The following is an 18,952-nucleotide window of genomic DNA, read 5'->3' on the forward strand; positions in this document are numbered from 1 at the left end:
CATCAGTTGGGGCCTTAACGAAAAAAACCATCTGCAATCCCTCGCACTGTGTATTCAGGCGAGGGACTTTGCAGGCGTTTTCCGCAGCGGGGAGTAGCGCTTATCCGGCGCTTGCGTGGGAAGTTTCCGCGGCGTTTCCCCCCCCTTCGGTCATACAGCAGGCAGGGACGCGAACCCGCGTTGGACTTACCGGTCAATATCCGCAACGCTTGGCCCATCGTCCTCAAGGAAGCCCCATGTCCCCACGCCGCCTGATCCTGTGCCTCATCCCCTTGCTGGTGCTGGCCGGTTGCTCCACTTCACGCGGTCCGCAGCAACCGGAGCGCAGCGAGGCCGAGGTGAAGGCGCAGATCGTACGTCTGCTTCCAGCCAAGGTGGCGGATCGCAATGGTTGGGCCCAAGACATCTACACCGCTTTCGACACCCAAAAGATCTACCCCAGCACCGAGAATATTTGCGCTGTGCTGGCGGTGACTGAGCAGGAGTCCACTTATCAGGTGGACCCACCCGTACCCAATATGGGCAAGATCGCCCAGGACGAAATCCTGCGCCGCGCCGGCAAAGTGCATGTGCCGGCCTTCGTGGTGCGCAGCGCGCTGCAATTGAAGTCGCCCACCGGAAAGTCCTACGCCGACCGGTTGAGTGCGGCACGTACGGAGAAAGACCTCAGCGCCATCTTCGACGACTTCATCAGCATGGTGCCCTTGGGCAATACGTTGTTTGGTGGCTTCAACCCTGTGCACACCGCTGGCCCCATGCAGGTCAGCATCGATTTTGCGCAGAAACAGGCGCGGGGTTATCCCTACACGGTGGACGGCACGATTCGTCGGGAGGTCTTCACTCGGCGTGGCGGCATGTACTTTGGCATCGCCCACTTGCTCGGTTATCCGGTGAATTACGACCAGCCGCTGTATCGTTTTGCCGACTTCAACGCGGGCTGGTATGCGAGCCGCAATGCGGCGTTCCAGGCAGCGGTCAGCCGTGCTTCAGGGGCTGAGTTGGCGCTGGATGGGGACTTGATCCGCTATGGATCACTGCTGCCGGGCACCACCGAACTGGCGGTGCGCTCCCTGGGCGCCAAGCTGGACATGCGTAACCCCAGCATCCGCAGCCAACTGGAGCAGGGCGAGCAGTTGGATTTCGAGGACACCACCCTTTACAAGCGTGTATTTGCGTTGGCTGACAAGGCTGCTGGTAAACCGATGCCTCGGGCGATCCTGCCGGGCATCGTGCTCAAGAGTCCAAAGATCACTCGCAACCTGACCACGGCATGGTTTGCCAAGCGGGTGGATGAGCGGTTTCAGCGCTGTATGAAGCGCTGATCACCTTTGTGGCGAGGGGGCCAGAGGACGCTCACTGGCCACAGGACGCCTGCCCCTCACGACAAACTTACGCCACAGCCAAACCCACAACCACACCACCGGGAACGCCAGGATCACGAACGGCAGCACATAGCTGGCGCGTTCCAAGGCATCTGCGGTGCCCTCTACCAGATTAGTCCCCAGGTTGCTGAACATCCGGCTGAAGCGTGAAGCTTGGTTAGCGCCATCGGATGAGCGGAAGTTCAAGGTGACGCGGTTGGTGTCGAGACGACGTTGCTGGCCGGCGGCAATCTGGGCAAGTTCCTGCAGGTCGTTTTCAATGCCGGCCTGTTCCTTGCTCAAGGCGATCAGGTCGCTAACGGTGATGTCCTTGCGCTTGGCCAGTTCGTCGAGACGTTGTTGCTGGGCCTGCAGGCGGGCTTGGCGGCGGTTTACATCGGCAACTGCGTCGGCCAGGTCTTCGGCGGTGGTGATGCGCTGGCCAAGTGTGCCGCCTTCAGCCGCCATGGCGACTATCGGTTCCACACCCGTTGGTGCGATGCGCAAGATGATCTCGCCACCGCTACCGTCTTCGGTGATACCCAGGATATTGCACGCGCCAAACCTCGCTGTTTCACACGCCTCACGGGTGGCCTGCATCCTCGGCGCGAGCAGGGCGCCGGGCAGGGCCAGGGTCAATTCATGCTCATAGGCCAATTGGGCACCGGCTTTGCCTTGTTCACCGTTGATCACCGTGGCGCGAGAGTTATCCTTGGGCGAGCAGCCGGCCAGGGCCAGGCCGGTCAGCAAGATCAACAGTGGCACGCGAAGCGATTTAAGGTTGCCGTCCGGATGGCGCATTGCAGTTCCTTGAGGTGTGCGGGGAAATTGGCGGCGATTAAAGCGGGTCTGGCGGATTAACGCAAAGCATCGCGCAAGATTTGCGCAGTTGATGGTGATGGCTACCGTTTGGAGCGTGGCGTACATGTCGAACCTGACGCCAAGGAAGAACTGCCATGATTGCTCGCGCCGTGCCTGAAGGTTTTGCCCCTCTGCCTCGTAGCAGCCCATTGCTCGACCTGCTTGGCCCTGCGTATTGCCGGGGGGAGGGATTGCAACTGGAAGTCGGCCTGCGCGCCGACAATCGCCACGCCAATGGGCGCGGCACGGTGCATGGCGGGGTCTTGGCAACCCTGGCGGATATCGGCATGGGCTACGCGATGGCGTTTTCCAGTGAGCCGCCGTTGCCGCTGATTACTGCGAGCATGACCGTGGATTACCTGGGGGCGGTGCAGGTGGGCGAGTGGATTACCGTGCGCTTGGAGCATCACAAGCGTGGGCGGCAGATGGCGTTTGGGACGGTGAGTTTGCAGGTGGGGGAGAAGGTTGTGGCGCGGGCGAATGCGGTGTTTGCGGTGCCTCAGTCTGACACCCAATGAAGATCTGATGTGGGAGGGGGGGCAAGCCCCCTCCTGCATTATCAGCCGCGTTCGAGGGCGAGGGCTACGCCTTGGCCGCCACCGATGCACAGCGTTGCGAGGCCTTTCTTGGCGTCGCGCTTGATCATTTCATGCAGCAGGGTCACCAGCACGCGGCAGCCTGAAGCGCCGATGGGGTGTCCGATGGCAATGGCGCCGCCGTTGACGTTGACCTTTTCGGCGTCCCATTCCAGCTCTTTGCCCACCGCCAACGCTTGAGCGGCGAAGGCTTCATTGGCTTCGATCAGGTCCAGGTCACTCAGTTTCCAGCCAGCTTTATCCAGGCATCGACGGGTGGCCGAGACCGGGCCGATGCCCATGATCGCCGGGTCGACGCCGGCGTTGGCGTAGCTGGCAATTCGCGCCAATACCGGCAGGCCGAGGGCCTTGGCTTTGTCGGCACTCATCAGCAGCACCGCTGCGGCGCCGTCATTGAGGCTTGAGGCGTTGCCGGCCGTGACACTGCCGTCTTTCTTGAACGCTGGTTTGAGCTTGGCCAGGGATTCGGCGGTGGTGCCGGCGCGCGGCTGTTCATCCACGGCGAAGGACACGGGGTCGCCCTTGCGCTGGGGGATCAGGATCGGTGTGATTTCGTCCGCAAAGCGCCCGGCTTCGATGGCCGCGCTGGCTTTTTGCTGCGATGCGGCAGCGAACGCGTCCTGGGCTTCACGGCTGATGTTGTACTTGTCCACCAGGTTTTCGGCGGTGATGCCCATGTGGTAGTCGTTGAACGCATCCCACAGGCCGTCGGTGATCATGCTGTCGACCATTTTGGCGTGGCCCATGCGCAAACCGGTACGTGCCGCGGGCAATACGTACGGGGCAAGGCTCATGTTCTCCATGCCGCCGGCGATGATCACGTCCGCGTCGCCGCAACGGATGGCTTGGGCGCCGAGGTGAAGAGCCTTGAGGCCTGAGCCGCAGACCTTGTTCAGGGTCAGGGCGGGCACGGCGTGGGGCAGGCCGGCGAGGATCGACGCCTGGCGCGCCGGGTTCTGGCCTGAGCCTGCGGTAAGTACCTGGCCAAGGATCACTTCATCCACTTGAGCCGGGTCCAGGCCGGTCTGCTCCAGCAGGCGACGGATCACGGCGGCGCCCAGTTCCGGCGCCGGGATGCTGGCCAGGGAACCTTGAAAGCTGCCCACGGCGGTGCGGGTGGCAGCAACAATCACGACGTCTTGCATGGAATCTGTCCTCACTGGAAGTGCATTTCTGGAACGTGGTCCGGGACGATCAGTTTACCGGCGGTCTTGCTCACAATCTCTTCAACGCTGACGCCTGGTGCGCGTTCCTTGAGGACAAAAGCGCCATTTTCGATTTCCAGGTACGCCAGGTCGGTCAGGACACGCTTGATGCAGTTGGCGCCGGTCAGCGGCAGGCTGCACTGGCTGAGCAACTTGGATTCGCCGTCCTTGGACGCGTGAGTCATGATCACGATGATGTTTTCCGCGCCTGCCACCAGGTCCATGGCGCCGCCCATGCCTTTGACCAATTTGCCAGGGATCATCCACGAGGCGATGTTGCCGTGTACGTCGACTTCAAACGCGCCAAGCACGGTGAGGTCGACATGGCCGCCGCGAATCATCGCGAAAGACTCGGCAGAGGAGAAAATCGATGCGCCGATACGCGCGGTCACGGTTTGCTTGCCGGCGTTGATCATGTCGGCATCGATGGTTTCTTCGGTAGGAAACGGCCCCATGCCCAGCAGGCCGTTTTCCGATTGCAGCATGACTTCCATGCCTTCGGGAATGTAGTTGGCCACCAGGGTCGGAATGCCGATGCCGAGGTTCACGTAGAAACCGTCCTGCATTTCGCGGGCGACGCGTTGAGCCATTTGTTCGCGGGTCAGAGCCATGGTTGTGTTCCTCTTATTCTTAGGGCTGGAGGCGGATTATTTGCGCACGGTGCGCTGTTCGATGCGCTTCTCGAACGTGCCGCAGATGATCCGGTCGACGTAGATGCCAGGGGTGTGGATCTGCGCCGGGTCCAGCTCGCCCGGTTCGACGATTTCCTCGACTTCGACCACGGTGATCTTGCCGGCAGTGGCGGCCAGCGGGTTGAAGTTCTGGGCGGTGTGGCGATAGATGACGTTGCCGAAGTGGTCGGCTTTCCAGCCTTTGACGATGGCGAAGTCGCCGGTGATGGATTCTTCCATCAGGTACGGACGACCATTGAATTCGCGGGTTTCCTTGCCCTCGGCGACGGGGGTGCCAACACCGGTGGCGGTGAAGAAGGCCGGGATACCGGCACCGCCTGCGCGCATTTTCTCTGCGAGGGTGCCCTGGGGGGTGAGGACCACTTCAATTTCGCCGCTGAGCAGTTGTTTCTCGAACAGAGCGTTTTCACCCACGTAGGAGGCGATCACTTTGCTGATCTGTTTTTCTTCCAGCAGCACGCCCAAGCCGAAACCGTCGACACCGCAGTTGTTGGAAACGACGGTCAGGTCGCGGGTGCCTTTGCGCTTGATCTCGTTGATGAGGTTTTCTGGAATGCCGCACAGGCCAAAACCGCCGGAGAGTACGGTCATGCCGTCTTCCAGGCCTGCCAGCGCTTCTTCATAGGACGCTACGCGTTTATCGAAACCTGCCATATGCACCTCTTTTATTGTGTGTGGTCCAGCCAGTGAACCGAGTGTTGCGCTGACGGATTGATTTGTTAAGTTGTTTTTTAAGGTTGATTGATTTAAAAAACAGCATAGTTCATTCCCCCTCGGAGCAGCGTCATGACCGTTAAGCAGATGCGGGCGTTTCTCGCCGTGGCCCAGAGCCTGAGTTTTGCCGCCGCTTGCGAGCGCTTGCATCTCTCTCAATCGGCGCTGAGCCTGACGATCAAGGGCCTGGAAGAAGGATTGGGTGGCCGTTTGTTCAGCCGTAACACCCGCAACGTTGCACTGACCCCGGAAGGTGAATCCCTGTTGCCCCTGGCGCGCCGGCTGATTGCGGATTGGGACAATGCCGACGATGAGCTGCGCCAACGGTTCACGCTGCAACGCGGTCGGGTCACGGTGGCGGCGATGCCATCGTTTGCAGGCAATTTGCTGCCGCCGATCCTGAAGATATTCCGTGCACGTTACCCCCAAGTGAATGTGACAGTGCATGACTTGATCAATGAGCAAGTGCTGGAGATGGTTCGCGACCGTCAGGTGGAGCTGGGCGTCGCATTTGAGCCGTCGGAAGGCTCGTCTTTGGCATTTACACCGTTGTACTTGGATCGCTTTATTGCCGTGGTGCCGGGTGATTCGCCTTTGGCGCAATGTGCCGAGATCGATTGGGCGACGTTGCTGGAGCAGCCGTTCATCACGTTGCAGCGACCGTCCACGGTACGAGTGATGCTGGAAGAGCACTTGGGCGCCTTGCAGATGAAACTGCCCGTGGCGCTGGAAAGCCATCAACTGGCAACGGTTGGCAAGATGGTTGCCAATGGCCTCGGCGTCAGCGCCGTGCCTGCGTTGTGTGCCCAGCAGATGGAAGAGGCTGGCGCTCATTGCATCACCTTAAACAGCCCGGTGATTGAGCGGCCGATTGGTGTGCTGACCAAGCCTGGGCATGAGCTGTCGGCGGCGGCGCAAGTGTTGTTTGATATTTTTCGGGATGAAGCGGGGAAGGGGCGGTTTCCGGCGTTGTTATAAGGCAGTAATTAAAAAGCCCGCTCGAACTAACGAGCGGGCTTTAATATTTAATGCTGAGTGATCAGCAGTATCTATCAATCACTTTTACCTGCGATTGGCCTTTAAGGTTCTGCCATTCGGTATTGAGTGTATGAAAGACCTGTTCGATAAAGTTGCGATCAGCCGCGGCCTTCTTGCCGACATAACCCTGGCCACGGCGGTACACCTTCAGGCGCGCTGCCAGTTCACGGTTATTGCGGTCAAACTCGGCTTCTTCGGTATTGGGCTCCAGGCAGTCAAGTTGCACTTCGCCCGATTTGCCAATCCACAAGATATGGTCGTCGAGTGTGTCTTTCTGCGCTGCGAACATCTCAGCCAATTCATCGATAGTTGGTTGGTTGTTCAGATTCATGTGTAAGCCCCTTGACCAGTTGGCGATCTATCAGTTAATTCCGTTAAAACTGCTTAGTTGTCTCCGGTTCTGAAAACCGGGCGTCAGTGACGGTCTGCCGAGTACGGGCAGGGTCTTGAACCTGATGCATGTAGTCTTGCTGATGAACTGCTACGCAATGGTTTCATAACGAAGACAAGCAGCGTTTGAGCTCCTTGTACCCATCCCTCCGGGGTGGGTCAGCTTCATCAATCTGCCTTGTGGGCAGTGCACATCCGGAAAAAACAGCTCGGCGGTCAGACGAGCTCTTTCAAAACGCTTGTTACCAACGCTCCCGATCCGGGAGACGTCTCGATAATGCAAGGACAAAAAGGTTACGTCAACGGTTATGTAGTGATTATTTTTACTCACTACATAAATCATTGTAGGGACGGGGAAATGCGGGATAACGTGACTTGGGCGTCACTTTTTGGAGGTTTGGTTCGATCTTCGAAGGCTTGGCGAGCATCCAGGGTGAGCGTTCCACACGTCAGATAAGCCGTTCTGCCAGCAAGGGCAGTAATACCTCGCACGATGCTTGGACCTTCATCTGCAACAACTCATCCCCACGGGTCTTGCCCAGGTTGATGGCGATCACCGGTTTGCCTTGCTCGACCATTGCCTTGCACAGACGAAATGCCGAATAGGCCATCAGCGACGATCCCACTACCAGCAACCCCTCGGCATGTTCCACCGCAGCCATCGCTGCGGCGGCCGTTGCCGTGGCGACGTTTTCACCGAAAAACACTACGTCCGGCTTCAGTCGTTGACCGTGGCAATAGGGGCATCGGGGAACTTGGAAGCGCTCTTCAAACGCAGGGTCGAGGAGGGTATCGCCATCGGGCGCTTGAACGGCATCAACGCCCGCCAGATAGGGATTCTCGGCTTCCATCAACCGTTGGATGACGTTGCGATCACTGCGCTGCTGACAGTCCAGGCATAGCACCCTGTGCAGGCTGCCATGCAGTTCGATCACGTCGTGGCTACCGGCTTGGTCATGCAGCGTATCGACGTTTTGCGTGATCAGCCCGCTGATGCGCTGGCGTTGCTGCAGCGTCGCCAGCGCCATGTGCGCCTTGTTCGGCGTGGCAATGCGTACCCTTGGCCACCCCAACATCGCGCGTGCCCAGTAACGGCGACGAGCCTGTGGCGTGGCCAGGAATTCCTGGTACATCATCGGTGCCTTGCCTCGGCGCACGCCCTCGCTGTCGCGGTAATCGGGAATTCCCGATGACGTACTGATCCCTGCACCGGTCAGCACCAGAAAGCGCCGTTCGGCCATGGCCCGGTGCAGGATGTCGAGGTGGTCTTCCTGGTGTTCCTGGCTGTCGAGCATGGGGTCTCCCTATTCGCCGCGGATGTACTGCTCCAGCTGTTTAATCAGGTCTGCCTGGTCAGCAATGGCTTCCTTCACCAGATCGCCGATGGACAGCAGGCCCAACAGCTGACCTTCTTCGACCACAGGCAGGTGGCGAAGGTGACTGTCGGTCATGATATTCATGCACTCATCGACCTTTTTGTGAGGGTCGACGCATATCACCGGCGAACTCATAACTTCATCGACCCGCGTCGTTACCGACGATAGACCTTTGAGAATGAGCTTACGTGCGTAATCGCGCTCGCTGATGATCCCCACCACCACGCCTTCCTTGACGACCGGCAAGGCCCCGACGTTTTTCTCCGACATCCGCACCAGCGCTTCAAACACGGTGTGGTCCCATTGGATGGTGTGGACGTCCTGGTTTTTAAGATCCTTGGCTTTGAGTACTTCTGCGACAGTTTTCATGGCGGCCACTCCGGTGTTGTTATCAGGTAGTCAAGGTGCCCTAAAGAATCCTAGACGGCCTGCGCGGGAGCAAGGTCCAAAGCGGCGTTAAACCCGTCGAAAAACGTCATTCGCCGGATTTTTTTGCGGTTTACCCCGCAGTTGTCGGCTTTTTGGCGCGCTTTGGTCCGGTAGCGGTCTTGCGGGGGGCGCTCTTGCGTTTCTTTTTCCACGGGGCTGTGTCTCGACCTGCGGGGCTCGCCGGACCAGTGATGGTCATGCGCATACCATTGCATCGCGCCACTTGTTTGCTCATCCAGGCCGCCTGCTTGGCGACGAACTCTTCCAGGCTCATTTCGCCGCTTTGCACCATGTCCAGCGCTTGTTCCCAGATTGCGGTGGTGCCGGGGTCGGCGATGGCGCGGGGCACTGCGTCGATCAGGCTGAACGCCGCCGGGGTAGCCGACAGCGCCTTGCCGTTCTTCACCAGGTAACCTCGATCAAGCAAACCCTGGATAATCCCGGCGCGGGTCGCTTCAGTGCCGATACCAGTGGTGTCCTTGAGTTTTTGCTTGAGGAGCGGGTCTTCCACCAGTTTGGCGACGTTTTTCATTGCCTTGATCAGGTCGCCTTCGGTAAAGGGTTTGGGCGGCTGAGTCCACAAATCCTTGAGGTTGACCTTGTCCACTGCGTAGTCCTGGCCCTGCGTCAGCGTCGGTAAGGCCTGTGGCGCAGGTGTCTCACGGCCTTTGGTCGGCGCCAACGCTTCGGGCAGGGCGCGCTTCCAGCCTGGCTCTATCACGACTTTGCCGACCGCGCGCAATGCGAAACCTGCGCAGTCGAAATCCGCCTGGGTGCGATCGTATTCATGGTTGGGCAGGAACTGCGCCAGGTAGCGCGCACGAATCAGCGTGTACACCGCGCGATGTTTACCGGTGAGTTGCCCGACGTCCTTGCCAGCGCCCGTGGGGATGATGCCGTGGTGAGCGCTGACCTTGGCGTCGTTCCAGGCCCGTGAGCGGCGTTGGGGGTCGATATGGGGCATCAGCTCGTTGACTGCCGTATCGGCACGGCCCAGTGCGGCGAGAATCTTTGGTGCGTCGCTGTGTTGGCTCACCGGCAGGTAGCCGCAGTCACTGCGCGGGTAGGTGATGACTTTGTGGGTTTCGTAGAGGGATTGGGCGATGTCCAGGGTTTCCTGGGCGCCGAGGCCGAGCTTCTTGGAGCAGATCTCCTGCAAGGTGCCCAGGTCGAAGGGCAGGGGCGCCACTTCGCGCATGCGTTCGGTTCGCAGTTTTACCAGGCGTGCGCTGGAGGCGCGGGTCATGGCATCGGCGGCTTCTCGCGCAAGTTGCGGGTTCAGACAGCGGCCTTGGTCGTCGCAGGCATCTTCGGCAGCCCGCCATTGGGCGGTGAAGGTCATGCGTTCGTGGCGCAGGTCCACATCGATGGCCCAATAAGCCACGGGGACGAAATCGGCGATGCTGCGATCGCGGTCCACCACCAGACGCAAAGTCGGGGTTTGCACCCGACCCACCGGCAGCACACCTTGATAACCGGACTGACGCCCAAGGAGCGTAAACAGGCGACTCATGTTCATACCGATCAGCCAGTCGGCGCGGGAGCGGCCCAGGGCCGAGTGATACAGGCTGAAGGTCTCTGCACCCGGCTTGAGCGCCGCCAGGGCTTTGCGAATGGAGGCGTCATCCAGTGCCGACAGCCACAAACGCTGGATCGGCCCGCGATAACGACAGTGTTCCACCAGCTCCCGGGCGATCATCTCGCCCTCGCGGTCGGCGTCGGTGGCAATCACCAACTCCTGCGCTTCCCCCAGCAGGCGCTTGACCGCCTTGAACTGGCTGGCGGTCTTGGGCTTGACCAGCATCTTCCATTTTTCCGGGACGATGGGCAGGTCGGCCAGTACCCAGCGCTTGTACTTGGCGTCATAGGCATCAGGCGGAGCGGTTTCCAGCAGATGGCCGATGCACCAGGTGACGGTGACCCCATTGCCCAGCCAGCAGCCGTCGCCCCGGCGACTGGCGCCGAGCACGGCCGCGATGTCCTTGGCCTGGGAGGGTTTTTCACAGAGGTACAGCCGCATGGTCAGCCCATTCGTTACACAGATGAATGGGGAGCAGAATGGGCAAAAGAAGGGATTTGATCAACCTTTATCTGGATGGATATACAGCAAATTATGTGAGCACTGCGAAGCCAGTGTGCGAGGGGGGTTGCTCCCGATTGTGGTCTATCAGTCACTGCAACGGTGACGGAACCACTGCTATCGGGAGCAAGTCCCCTCCCACAGGGGACCGTCGCCGTTCTGTAGATCAGTTGTTATCGATATCCACATGCCGCGTTTCTTTAAGGAAGAACAGCCCGACAATCAGGCTCACCCCGGTAATCACCACCGGGTACCACAAGCCGTAGAAAATATCCCCTGTGTACACCACCAGCGCAAACGACACGGTCGGCAGGAACCCGCCAAACCAGCCGTTACCGATGTGGTATGGCAGTGACATCGAGGTGTAGCGGATACGCGTCGGGAACAGTTCCACCATCAGGGCCGCCAGCGGGCCGTAGCACATGGCCGCGATCAGGATCAGCGCAACGATCAGTACCACCACCATGACTTTGTTGACCTGAGCCACATCCGCCGAAGTCGGGTAACCGGCCAGGGTCACGGCGCCACGCAGGGCTTTTTCGTCAAAACCGTCGATACGCACGTCGCCCACGCTCACCTGCACCGGGCTGCCGGCGGGGGCGGCGGCGCTGCTGTAGGGCAGGCCTTGCTTGACCAGGAAGGTCTTGACCTTGTCGCACGGGCTGTCAAATTTTGCCTTGCCCACGGGGTCGAATTGGAAGGTACAGGTGGCTGGGTCGGCCAGTACGGTGATCGGGGCCTGGGTACTGGCCTGGTCCATCGCTGGGTTGGTGTAGTGCGCCAGGCTCTTGAAGATCGGGAAGTACAGCAAGGTAGCCAGCAGCAGGCCGAGCATCAGCACCGGCTTGCGCCCGACTTTGTCCGACAGCCAGCCAAAGAAGATAAAGAACGGCGCGCCGATCACCACGCTGATGATCAGCAGCATGTTGGCCAATGCAGGGTCCATCTTCAGGAATTGGGTGAGGAAGAACAGCACGTAAAACTGCGCCGCGTAGAAGGTCACCGCTTGCCCGCCGTTAATGCTGAACAGCGCAATCAGCACGACCTTGAGGTTTTCCCATTTGCCGAAGGACTCGCGGATCGGCGCCTTGCTGGCCTTGCCTTCCTCTTTCATCTTCAGGAAGGCCGGCGACTCGTGCAGGCTCATGCGGATCCATGTGGAAATGCCCAGCAGTACGATGGAAAACAGAAACGGGATGCGCCAGCCCCACACTTCGAACTGGTCGCCGGTGAAGTAGCGGCAGGCCAGCACCACCAGCAGCGACAGCAGCAGGCCGAGGGTAGCGGTGGACTGAATCCAACTGGTATGGAAGCCACGTTTGCCGGCGGGTGCATGCTCGGCCACATAGGTCGCCGCGCCGCCGTATTCACCGCCCAACGCCAGGCCTTGCAGCATGCGCAGCACGATGAGAATGATCGGCGCCGCAATGCCGATGCTGGCGTAGGTCGGCAGCAAACCGACGCAGAAGGTGGCGACACCCATCAGGATGATAGTCACCAGGAACGTGTACTTGCGCCCAATCATATCGCCCAGACGGCCGAACACCAGCGCGCCGAACGGGCGCACCACAAAGCCTGCTGCAAAGGCCATCAAGGCAAAGATAAATGCCGTGGTGTCGTTGACCCCGGCAAAGAACTGCTTGCTGATCACGGCCGCCAGCGCGCCGTAGAGGAAAAAGTCATACCACTCGAACACCGTCCCAAGGGACGAGGCGAAGATGACCTTCTTGGAGTCGTTGCTGGCGCTCGCGTCTCTCGTCGAGCCCAGGGTTTGAGCGTGTTCTGACATCGGGTAGCCCTCACAGTGATTATTTATTGTTGTTCCACTGTCGGCGCCAGGTTTGGCGCCGCTATTCAGATTGCATGAACCAGTTCTTTCTCCGGGGCGAGACTCCTTGTGTTCGGCGAAAGGATCAGCTGCGCGGCCTTTTCCGCGATCATCAGCGTCGGTGAACAGGTATTGCCGGACGTAATGCGCGGCATGATCGAGGCATCGGCGATGCGCAGGCCGGGCACGCCATGCACCCGCAGTTGCGCATCGACCACGGCGTCTTTGTCGCTGCCCATGCGGCAAGTGCCCACCGGGTGGAAAATCGTGGTGCCGATACGGGCGGCGGCTTCGTGCAGTTCCTCTTCGGTTTGCAGCGAGTCACCGGGCAGATACTCCACCGGCTTGAACTGGCTCAGGGCGGGGGCAGCGACGATGCGTCGGGTCAGGCGAATCGCGTCGGCGGCCACGCGCAAGTCTTGCGGATGGCTGAGGTAGTTGGGTTGTATCAGCGGCGCATCCGCCGGGTTTGCCGAGCGGATATCAATACGGCCACGGCTTTGCGGACGCAGATCACACACCGAGGCGGTGAATGCCGGGAATGCGTGCAGCGGCTCGCCGAAGCGCTCCAGGGATAGCGGCTGCACGTGGTATTCGAGGTTGGCCGAGGTTTGTTCCGGGCCGGAGCGGGCAAACGCGCCGAGCTGACTGGGCGCCATCGACAGCGGGCCGCTGCGGTCGTACAGGTAGCGCAGTCCCATGCCCATTTTGCCCCACACGGTGCCGGCGATCTGGTTCAGGGTGCGGGCTTTTTCCAGCTTGTAGATCAGCCGCAGTTGCAGGTGATCCTGCAAGTTGCCGCCAACGCCAGGCAGTTCATGCAGCACATCAATGCCCAGAGGCTTGAGTACGCTGGATGGGCCGATGCCTGAACGTTGCAGAATGCCTGGCGAGCCCACGGAACCGGCGCACAGCACGATCTCCTTGCACGCTTTCCAACTCATCTGCTGACCGTTTTGACGCCCGACCACCGCCGAGGCGCGACCGTTTTCCAGGACCACACGGTCGACTTCGACTTCTGTCAGCACGGTGAGGTTGGGACGTTGGCGGATAGGCTTGAGAAACGCCTTGGCCGCGTTCCAGCGCACGCCGGCTTTCTGGTTGACCTGGAAGTAACCGCAGCCTTCGTTATCGCCCTGGTTGAAGTCATTGATAGCGGCGATGCCGCTTTGCGCCGCCGCCTCACGAAATGCATCCAGGATCGGCCACGACAGGCGCTGCTGCTCGACCCGCCATTCACCGCCGTCGCTGTGGAATTCCGAGCCACCGGTAAAGTGGTTTTCGCTCTGCTTGAACAGTGGCAGCACATCTTTCCAGGCCCAGCCCGGGTTACCTTGCGCCGCCCAGCCGTCGTAATCCTGGGCCTGGCCGCGCATGTAGATCATGCCGTTGATGGACGAGCAGCCGCCCAGCACCTTGCCGCGCGGGTAACTCAGGGCACGGCCTTGCAGGCCTTCCTGGGCTTCGGTCTTGAAGCACCAGTCGGTGCGTGGGTTGCCGATGCAGAAGAGGTAGCCGACGGGGATGTGGATCCAGGGGTAATTGTCGCGGCCACCGGCTTCGAGCAGGAGCACGCGGTGGGCAGGGTTGGCGGACAGTCGATTGGCCAGCAGGCAGCCTGCGGGGCCGGCACCTACTACCACGTAATCGTATTGTGCAGCTGCAATGGGCATCTGAGGCCTCGCTTGTTTTTCTTATTGGTTCCATCCTAGTTGTTAGTTTTCGTCTTAAAAATGTTAGTTTTTACCCAGCTGCTGTGCGTTTTTAAACAGCGTTGCCCTGGCTGATTGAATGGAGGCGATATGTTCGACTGGAATGACCTACGGTTCTTTCTTGAACTCCAACGCAGTGGTCGTCTGCTTACTGCCGCGCAGCGCCTGAAAACCACCCACGCCACCGTGGCCAGGCATATCGAGGCCATCGAAAAAAGCCTCGGCACCGCGCTGTTCGTGCAGCACGCCCAGGGCTACGAACTGACGCCTTCCGGCGAGGCCCTGCTCAAACACGCTGAAGCCATGGAAAACGTTGCGCTGCTGGCCGAAGACGAACTCACGCATTCCGCCGCGCCGCTGGGCAAGATCCGCCTCGGCGTGGCTGAAGGCCTGGGCGTGATGTTTCTCGCCAGTCGCATGGGCGGGCTGTTTGAACGTTATCCGGGATTGGAAGTGGAACTGGTGGCGGTGCCGCGCTTTGTCAGCATCCTCAATCGCGAAGCGGAAATCAGCATCCACCTAGAACGCCCCAGCGTCGACCAACTGGTCACCCGCAAACTCACCGATTACCGCCTGGCCCTTTACGCCAGCCGCGCTTACCTGGACCGCAACCCTGCCATCGAAAAACGCGAAGACCTCGCTGCCCATTCCTGGATCGATTATGTCGACGACCTGTTGTTCAGCCAGGAGCTGAAATTCCTCAGCAGCTTCTGCCGTAACCCCAAAGTGGTGTTTCACAGCACCAGCGTGATCGCACAACACCAGGCTGCGCGCTCCGGATTGGGCATTGCGGTGTTGCCGTGCTTCATGGCTGCCGGCGATCCGGAGCTGGTGGCGTTGCTGCCGGGGGAGGGGATCCAGCGCAGCTACTGGATCAGCTCGCGCAGGGAGCTGCACAAGTCGGTGCGGCTGCGGGTGTTGTGGGATTACGTGGTGGAGTTGTGCGCGCGGGAGCAGCGACTGTTGCTCGGCGAGTCGACCTGAAGAAACCGAAGCAAAACTGTGGGAGTGGGCTTGCTCTCGGTAGCGGTGGCCCGGTCGCCAGATGGGCTGGCTGATACACCGCTATCGGGGGCAAGCCCCTTCCCACATTGATCGGCGGTGTTGGCTAAACATCGGGTTAATCGCGCAATTCGAATTCAGCGCTGCCGAGCCTTTCTCCATTCACCATGACATGCACCCTATGCCGACCGGGATAGTGCTTGCGTGTAGTCAGTTCACGAATATGTTGCTCGCGGCGCAGGCTGTGTCGTTCTCCCGCGCCCAGCGTAAACGCCTTGAGCTTGAACACCTTGCTCGCGCTATGCCCGGCGCTTTTTACATAGTCGATGGCGTAATCCACCACCAGTTTTTGCGCACTGGCCGCGGTGGATTCCAGGCTGAACGACAGGTTAATCCGCTCGCCCAGATTGATCACCGCCGGCGTCACGCTCAAGTTATGGAGCGTCACCTCGGCCCTGGCGCCGGCGCCCATGATGGTCAGCGCACGGGTGTTGCCCTGTTTGATCAGGCTGCGCAGCGCATGACGTGCAATCCAGGCAGTGTGCGGGTTATCCAGGTTCCAGCCTTCGATCAGGTTGAGCACCCATTCCGGATGGTCCTTGGTGATGTCGTTGAGGTGATTGGCCACGGACTTGCGCACATAAAGGCTCGGATCGGCCTTTAGGTTGTCGAGGATCGAGGCGCATAACGCGGGGTTGGCCTGCACTTCGGTCAGGCGAAACGACCATGGCAAACGGGGCCGCGAGCCTTCGCTGGCCAGGCGGCGTACGTGGTCGTTGTCATCCAGGGACCACGCCTGCATCACTGCCAGGGAGCGTTCGAAGTCGTGCAGCAAGAAGTGTCTTATCGCGAACTCGGCCGAGCCAAAGGTGGTGAAGTACTTGAGCGCCGCCATGGAGCGCTCGAAGTCAGCCAGGCCGTAACTTGCCACGTAGTGCGGTAGAAACAGGCTGACAAATCCACTGTTCAGGCGTGGCGCCAGGGCGTAAAGCAGCTTGAGGCTTTTGGGGTAATCCAGGGGGATCACCGTGTGCAGGCTTTCGCTGACCCGTGCCATGCGCTGCATCACCGACAACTCGTCCAGCCCGGCGGTGGCGTGTTTGAGGAAACCTTTGGCGTCGAACGCGGGATACACCGCCGTCATTTCAGTGGCGATGTGTTGCAGGCGTTCGACGTTGAAGATTTCCTTGAGGGCCGGGGCGCTTTGGTCGGTCATCGGTGATTCCATGGCGGTTGAGTCAGAGAAACCAGCGGTATTCCCGCGCGTGGATCTCTTGCTGGAAGGCCAGGTGATCCTGGCGTTTGTTCTCGCAGTACACGTCGACAAATTCGGCGCCCAGCTTATCGCGCAATACTGGCTGATGCTGCATGGCGCGCACGGCATCAAGCATTTCCACTGGGAAGTCGGTGCCGCTGGCGCGGTCCTCGTTCAGTGGCGCGATGGGCTCCTGTTTGGCTTCCAGGCCATGTTCCAAACCGACGAGGATCGCCGCCAGCACCAAATACGGGTTGGCGTCGGCGCTGGCCAGGCGATGTTCGATGCGCAGGTTGCGTGGGTCAGACTCAGGGATGCGCACGCACGCGTCGCGGTCCTCAAACCCCCAGCAGGCGCGGGTGGCAGCGTTGACCGTGCCGCCCAGGCGGCGGAAAGCGTTGTGGTTGGGCGAGAAGATCGGCATGCAGTGGGGCAGTAATTTCAGGCAGCCGGCCACCGCATGGCGCAGCGGTTGTTGCTGATGCGCCGCCAGCAGGTTGTTGCCCGCGCCGTCGTAGAGGCTGACATGCACGTGCATGCCGCTGCCGGGAAATTGCAGGTAGGGCTTGGCCATGAAACTGGCGCGGTAGCCGTGTTTGAGCGCCACGCCCCGGGTGCTGCGACAGAACAGGGCGGCCCAGTCGGCGGCGCGCAGGCCGTCGTCGAGGTGGCCGAAGTTGATCTCGAACTGGCCGGGGCCGAGTTCGGCAGTGATCACCGTGATGTCGATGCCCTGGTCCTTGGCGGTCTGGGCCATATCGTCGAGTACATCGTTGAAGCGTGACAGCCGTTCGATATGCAGGTTGGGCTGGTCGTCGGCGTCATCGCTCAGTGGGTCACGGGCAAATTGCGGCAGGCCGTTGTCGAGTTTCTTGTCGAATAGATAGAACTCCAGCTCGAAGGCCACCACCGGGTGAATACCTTTGTGGTGCAGGCGTTCCAACACCTTGGCCAAGACTTCGCGAGGTTCGAACTCGATCGGCGCGTCGGTACCGTCCGAGGTGATCAACATCTGGCCCAAAGGCTGCGATTCCCAGTTCACCGGCTTGAGCGTGCCCGGCACCAGGCGGCGGTTGGCGTCTGGGTCGCCGTCGTTGAAGCAGTAATCGCCGATCTTGAACAACCCGCCCTGGGCACCCAGCAGCACCGCGTTCTGTGGCAACTTCAGCGGGCTGCCGGAGGCGACCTTTTCCAGCATTTCTATGGGATAACGCTTGCCGTAGAAATGCCCGGGGATGTCCAGAGCGATCAAATCGACGTAGCGCACGTCGGGGTGGTTCTGGCGAAAGGTCCGTACTTCGGCCAGTAACGTGGCGGCATGGCTTTTCACGGGTGCAGCTCCTAGTTGTAAACCCACAACACGCGGGCGGGCAGGTCAGTCAAGTTGGCGTAGCGGCAATGGGCAAAGCTGGCGAGGTGGAAGCTGTCGCCAGGGCCGAGGGTGACCGAATCGGCCTCGCCTTCGACCCACAGTGTTAATTCACCCTCCAGCACAAAACCGGCCTGCTCGGCGCGGTCGCTCATGGTCTGCTCACCACTGTTGGCACCGGGAGCAAGCAGGCTGTCGAGCATCGAAAACGCACCGTTCATGCTGGGGGAGACCAGGATGTCGGTGATGCCATTGGCGTAATACACCGTGCGCCGCTCGTTGGGGCGCGTGATCCAGTCAATGGCCTTGGGTTTGGGCTGGCTGTAGAAATACGTGGTGGGCACGTCGAGGGCGTGGCTGATGGCAGTGAGGTCCGCCACGGTCGGACGTGACAGGCCGCGTTCCACCTGTGACAGAAAGCCTACCGAACGCTCGATCTTTTGCGCGAGTTGGGCGAGGGTCAGCTTCTTGTGCTTGCGCAGGTCGTGGATCAGGATCGCCAGGGCGTCGAGTTCTTCTTGCTGGTTCATGAAATTTATATCGAGAAATTTCATGAAAAATTACAGGTTTTATTTCATGGAGGCAATGGGGGCGGTGAAGTCGTCGGTAGATGTCTTTAAGCCGCGTTCTTTGCTGAATGATTGCGAACCCTCGCGGTCCGAACCTGGGTACGTGTCATTAATTGAAGGAGCACCCATGAAGTCTAAAACCCTAGCTGCCTGCCTGTTGGTCGCCGCCAGCCTGTCCACCGCCAGCTTTGTGGTACAGGCCGGTGATACGCCTCAGGAAACTGTGCAACCTTCCAACATCAACACCCGTGATCTGAAAGAAGGCGATCGCGCGCCGGATATTCTGATGCGCAAGGAGTCGGCCGTGAGCGACTGGAAAAAGCGCGGTCTCAAGCAGCCCGAGGACGAAAGCCAGTGGGCGCGGGTGGGCGATAAATACGTACTGCTCAAGACCACCAACGGCACCATTCTGGAGATCACACCCGTCAAGAAGTGACCCTCCTTTTTGCCTTGTTCTTGCGTTAAGGTAGCCGAC

At 60.1% G+C, this 18,952-nt stretch carries 18 protein-coding genes; 5 read left to right on the forward strand and 13 right to left on the reverse strand.

Annotated features, from left to right (window positions below):
* Positions 1 to 236: 236 nt before the first annotated feature.
* The gene (locus CKW32_RS27730) at positions 237 to 1,322 is read left to right on the forward strand and encodes a DUF1615 domain-containing protein (protein WP_095186508.1); all 1,086 of its coding nucleotides are present in this window, start codon (positions 237 to 239) and stop codon (positions 1,320 to 1,322) included.
* Here CKW32_RS27730 and CKW32_RS27735 read toward each other — a convergent pair whose 3' ends face one another.
* Positions 1,323 to 2,162, reverse strand: coding sequence for a DUF4349 domain-containing protein (locus CKW32_RS27735; RefSeq protein WP_095186509.1), 840 nt, complete (start codon positions 2,160 to 2,162; stop codon positions 1,323 to 1,325).
* A gap of 155 nt (positions 2,163 to 2,317) precedes the next feature.
* On the opposite strand from CKW32_RS27735, the gene CKW32_RS27740 reads away from it, so the two are divergent.
* Positions 2,318 to 2,740 carry a PaaI family thioesterase gene (locus CKW32_RS27740; protein WP_032886656.1) on the forward strand — a complete coding sequence of 141 codons (423 nt, stop codon included), beginning with the start codon at positions 2,318 to 2,320 and terminating at the stop codon, positions 2,738 to 2,740.
* A gap of 41 nt (positions 2,741 to 2,781) precedes the next feature.
* On the opposite strand, the gene CKW32_RS27745 is transcribed toward CKW32_RS27740, so the two are convergent.
* From CKW32_RS27745 to CKW32_RS27755, 3 genes are read right to left on the reverse strand one after another with little or no spacing between them, the layout of a single operon-like run.
* Positions 2,782 to 3,963, reverse strand: coding sequence for an acetyl-CoA C-acetyltransferase (locus CKW32_RS27745; RefSeq protein WP_095186510.1), 1,182 nt, complete (start codon positions 3,961 to 3,963; stop codon positions 2,782 to 2,784).
* 11 nt (positions 3,964 to 3,974) lie between these two features.
* A complete protein-coding gene (locus tag CKW32_RS27750) occupies positions 3,975 to 4,634 on the reverse strand; it encodes a CoA transferase subunit B (RefSeq protein ID WP_032886654.1) in 660 nt (219 codons plus the stop codon).
* A gap of 36 nt (positions 4,635 to 4,670) precedes the next feature.
* Positions 4,671 to 5,369 carry a CoA transferase subunit A gene (locus tag CKW32_RS27755; RefSeq protein WP_032886653.1) on the reverse strand — a complete coding sequence of 233 codons (699 nt, stop codon included), beginning with the start codon at positions 5,367 to 5,369 and terminating at the stop codon, positions 4,671 to 4,673.
* Between the two features lie 132 nt (positions 5,370 to 5,501).
* Between CKW32_RS27755 and CKW32_RS27760 the strand changes: the two genes are divergently transcribed.
* Entirely contained in the window at positions 5,502 to 6,407 is a 906-nt protein-coding gene (locus CKW32_RS27760) for a LysR family transcriptional regulator (protein WP_095186511.1), read from the forward strand.
* Between the two features lie 61 nt (positions 6,408 to 6,468).
* On the opposite strand, the gene CKW32_RS27765 is transcribed toward CKW32_RS27760, so the two are convergent.
* From CKW32_RS27765 to CKW32_RS27790, 6 genes are all read right to left on the reverse strand, one after another.
* Positions 6,469 to 6,798 (reverse strand): hypothetical protein, encoded by a 330-nt coding sequence (locus CKW32_RS27765; RefSeq protein WP_032886651.1) that lies wholly within the window; start codon positions 6,796 to 6,798, stop codon positions 6,469 to 6,471.
* A gap of 508 nt (positions 6,799 to 7,306) precedes the next feature.
* Complete coding sequence (locus tag CKW32_RS27770) at positions 7,307 to 8,152, reverse strand: NAD-dependent protein deacetylase (RefSeq protein ID WP_095186512.1); 846 nt, start codon at positions 8,150 to 8,152, stop codon at positions 7,307 to 7,309.
* 9 nt (positions 8,153 to 8,161) lie between these two features.
* Complete coding sequence (locus tag CKW32_RS27775) at positions 8,162 to 8,602, reverse strand: CBS domain-containing protein (protein ID WP_032886648.1); 441 nt, start codon at positions 8,600 to 8,602, stop codon at positions 8,162 to 8,164.
* Between the two features lie 130 nt (positions 8,603 to 8,732).
* Positions 8,733 to 10,682 carry a DNA topoisomerase III gene (locus CKW32_RS27780; protein ID WP_095186513.1) on the reverse strand — a complete coding sequence of 650 codons (1,950 nt, stop codon included), beginning with the start codon at positions 10,680 to 10,682 and terminating at the stop codon, positions 8,733 to 8,735.
* 226 nt (positions 10,683 to 10,908) lie between these two features.
* Positions 10,909 to 12,531 carry an MFS transporter gene (locus CKW32_RS27785; RefSeq protein WP_032886646.1) on the reverse strand — a complete coding sequence of 541 codons (1,623 nt, stop codon included), beginning with the start codon at positions 12,529 to 12,531 and terminating at the stop codon, positions 10,909 to 10,911.
* A gap of 65 nt (positions 12,532 to 12,596) precedes the next feature.
* On the reverse strand, positions 12,597 to 14,243 hold the full coding sequence (locus tag CKW32_RS27790; RefSeq protein ID WP_095186514.1) for a GMC family oxidoreductase: 1,647 nt from the start codon (positions 14,241 to 14,243) through the stop codon (positions 12,597 to 12,599).
* Between the two features lie 129 nt (positions 14,244 to 14,372).
* Here CKW32_RS27790 and CKW32_RS27795 point away from each other — a divergent pair, with 129 nt between their 5' ends.
* Positions 14,373 to 15,266 (forward strand): LysR family transcriptional regulator, encoded by an 894-nt coding sequence (locus tag CKW32_RS27795; RefSeq protein ID WP_095186515.1) that lies wholly within the window; start codon positions 14,373 to 14,375, stop codon positions 15,264 to 15,266.
* 136 nt (positions 15,267 to 15,402) lie between these two features.
* On the opposite strand, the gene CKW32_RS27800 is transcribed toward CKW32_RS27795, so the two are convergent.
* From CKW32_RS27800 to CKW32_RS27810, 3 genes are read right to left on the reverse strand one after another with little or no spacing between them, the layout of a single operon-like run.
* A complete protein-coding gene (locus CKW32_RS27800; protein ID WP_095186516.1) occupies positions 15,403 to 16,500 on the reverse strand; it encodes a DNA alkylation repair protein in 1,098 nt (365 codons plus the stop codon).
* Between the two features lie 22 nt (positions 16,501 to 16,522).
* Positions 16,523 to 17,869 (reverse strand): glutamine synthetase family protein, encoded by a 1,347-nt coding sequence (locus CKW32_RS27805; protein ID WP_095186517.1) that lies wholly within the window; start codon positions 17,867 to 17,869, stop codon positions 16,523 to 16,525.
* Between the two features lie 11 nt (positions 17,870 to 17,880).
* On the reverse strand, positions 17,881 to 18,438 hold the full coding sequence (locus CKW32_RS27810) for a helix-turn-helix domain-containing protein (protein ID WP_032886635.1): 558 nt from the start codon (positions 18,436 to 18,438) through the stop codon (positions 17,881 to 17,883).
* 166 nt (positions 18,439 to 18,604) lie between these two features.
* Here CKW32_RS27810 and CKW32_RS27815 point away from each other — a divergent pair, with 166 nt between their 5' ends.
* Positions 18,605 to 18,913: an RcnB family protein gene (locus CKW32_RS27815; protein ID WP_032886633.1), complete on the forward strand. Its 309-nt coding sequence runs from the start codon at positions 18,605 to 18,607 to the stop codon at positions 18,911 to 18,913.
* Positions 18,914 to 18,952: the final 39 nt, after the last annotated feature.

It is taken from the genome of Pseudomonas sp. Irchel 3H9 (genome assembly GCF_900187495.1).
Taxonomy (GTDB): domain Bacteria; phylum Pseudomonadota; class Gammaproteobacteria; order Pseudomonadales; family Pseudomonadaceae; genus Aquipseudomonas; species Aquipseudomonas sivasensis.

What these genes read in the sequence shown, in the direction of transcription:
- CKW32_RS27730 (WP_095186508.1), top strand. Translation starts at nt 237, where the DNA reads ATGTCCCCACGCCGCCTGATCCTGTGCCTCATCCCCTTGCTGGTGCTG.
- CKW32_RS27735 (WP_095186509.1), bottom strand. Translation starts at nt 2,162, where the DNA reads ATGCGCCATCCGGACGGCAACCTTAAATCGCTTCGCGTGCCACTGTTG.
- CKW32_RS27740 (WP_032886656.1), top strand. Translation starts at nt 2,318, where the DNA reads ATGATTGCTCGCGCCGTGCCTGAAGGTTTTGCCCCTCTGCCTCGTAGC.
- CKW32_RS27745 (WP_095186510.1), bottom strand. Translation starts at nt 3,963, where the DNA reads ATGCAAGACGTCGTGATTGTTGCTGCCACCCGCACCGCCGTGGGCAGC.
- CKW32_RS27750 (WP_032886654.1), bottom strand. Translation starts at nt 4,634, where the DNA reads ATGGCTCTGACCCGCGAACAAATGGCTCAACGCGTCGCCCGCGAAATG.
- CKW32_RS27755 (WP_032886653.1), bottom strand. Translation starts at nt 5,369, where the DNA reads ATGGCAGGTTTCGATAAACGCGTAGCGTCCTATGAAGAAGCGCTGGCA.
- CKW32_RS27760 (WP_095186511.1), top strand. Translation starts at nt 5,502, where the DNA reads ATGACCGTTAAGCAGATGCGGGCGTTTCTCGCCGTGGCCCAGAGCCTG.
- CKW32_RS27765 (WP_032886651.1), bottom strand. Translation starts at nt 6,798, where the DNA reads ATGAATCTGAACAACCAACCAACTATCGATGAATTGGCTGAGATGTTC.
- CKW32_RS27770 (WP_095186512.1), bottom strand. Translation starts at nt 8,152, where the DNA reads ATGCTCGACAGCCAGGAACACCAGGAAGACCACCTCGACATCCTGCAC.
- CKW32_RS27775 (WP_032886648.1), bottom strand. Translation starts at nt 8,602, where the DNA reads ATGAAAACTGTCGCAGAAGTACTCAAAGCCAAGGATCTTAAAAACCAG.
- CKW32_RS27780 (WP_095186513.1), bottom strand. Translation starts at nt 10,682, where the DNA reads ATGCGGCTGTACCTCTGTGAAAAACCCTCCCAGGCCAAGGACATCGCG.
- CKW32_RS27785 (WP_032886646.1), bottom strand. Translation starts at nt 12,531, where the DNA reads ATGTCAGAACACGCTCAAACCCTGGGCTCGACGAGAGACGCGAGCGCC.
- CKW32_RS27790 (WP_095186514.1), bottom strand. Translation starts at nt 14,243, where the DNA reads ATGCCCATTGCAGCTGCACAATACGATTACGTGGTAGTAGGTGCCGGC.
- CKW32_RS27795 (WP_095186515.1), top strand. Translation starts at nt 14,373, where the DNA reads ATGTTCGACTGGAATGACCTACGGTTCTTTCTTGAACTCCAACGCAGT.
- CKW32_RS27800 (WP_095186516.1), bottom strand. Translation starts at nt 16,500, where the DNA reads ATGACCGACCAAAGCGCCCCGGCCCTCAAGGAAATCTTCAACGTCGAA.
- CKW32_RS27810 (WP_032886635.1), bottom strand. Translation starts at nt 18,438, where the DNA reads ATGAACCAGCAAGAAGAACTCGACGCCCTGGCGATCCTGATCCACGAC.
- CKW32_RS27815 (WP_032886633.1), top strand. Translation starts at nt 18,605, where the DNA reads ATGAAGTCTAAAACCCTAGCTGCCTGCCTGTTGGTCGCCGCCAGCCTG.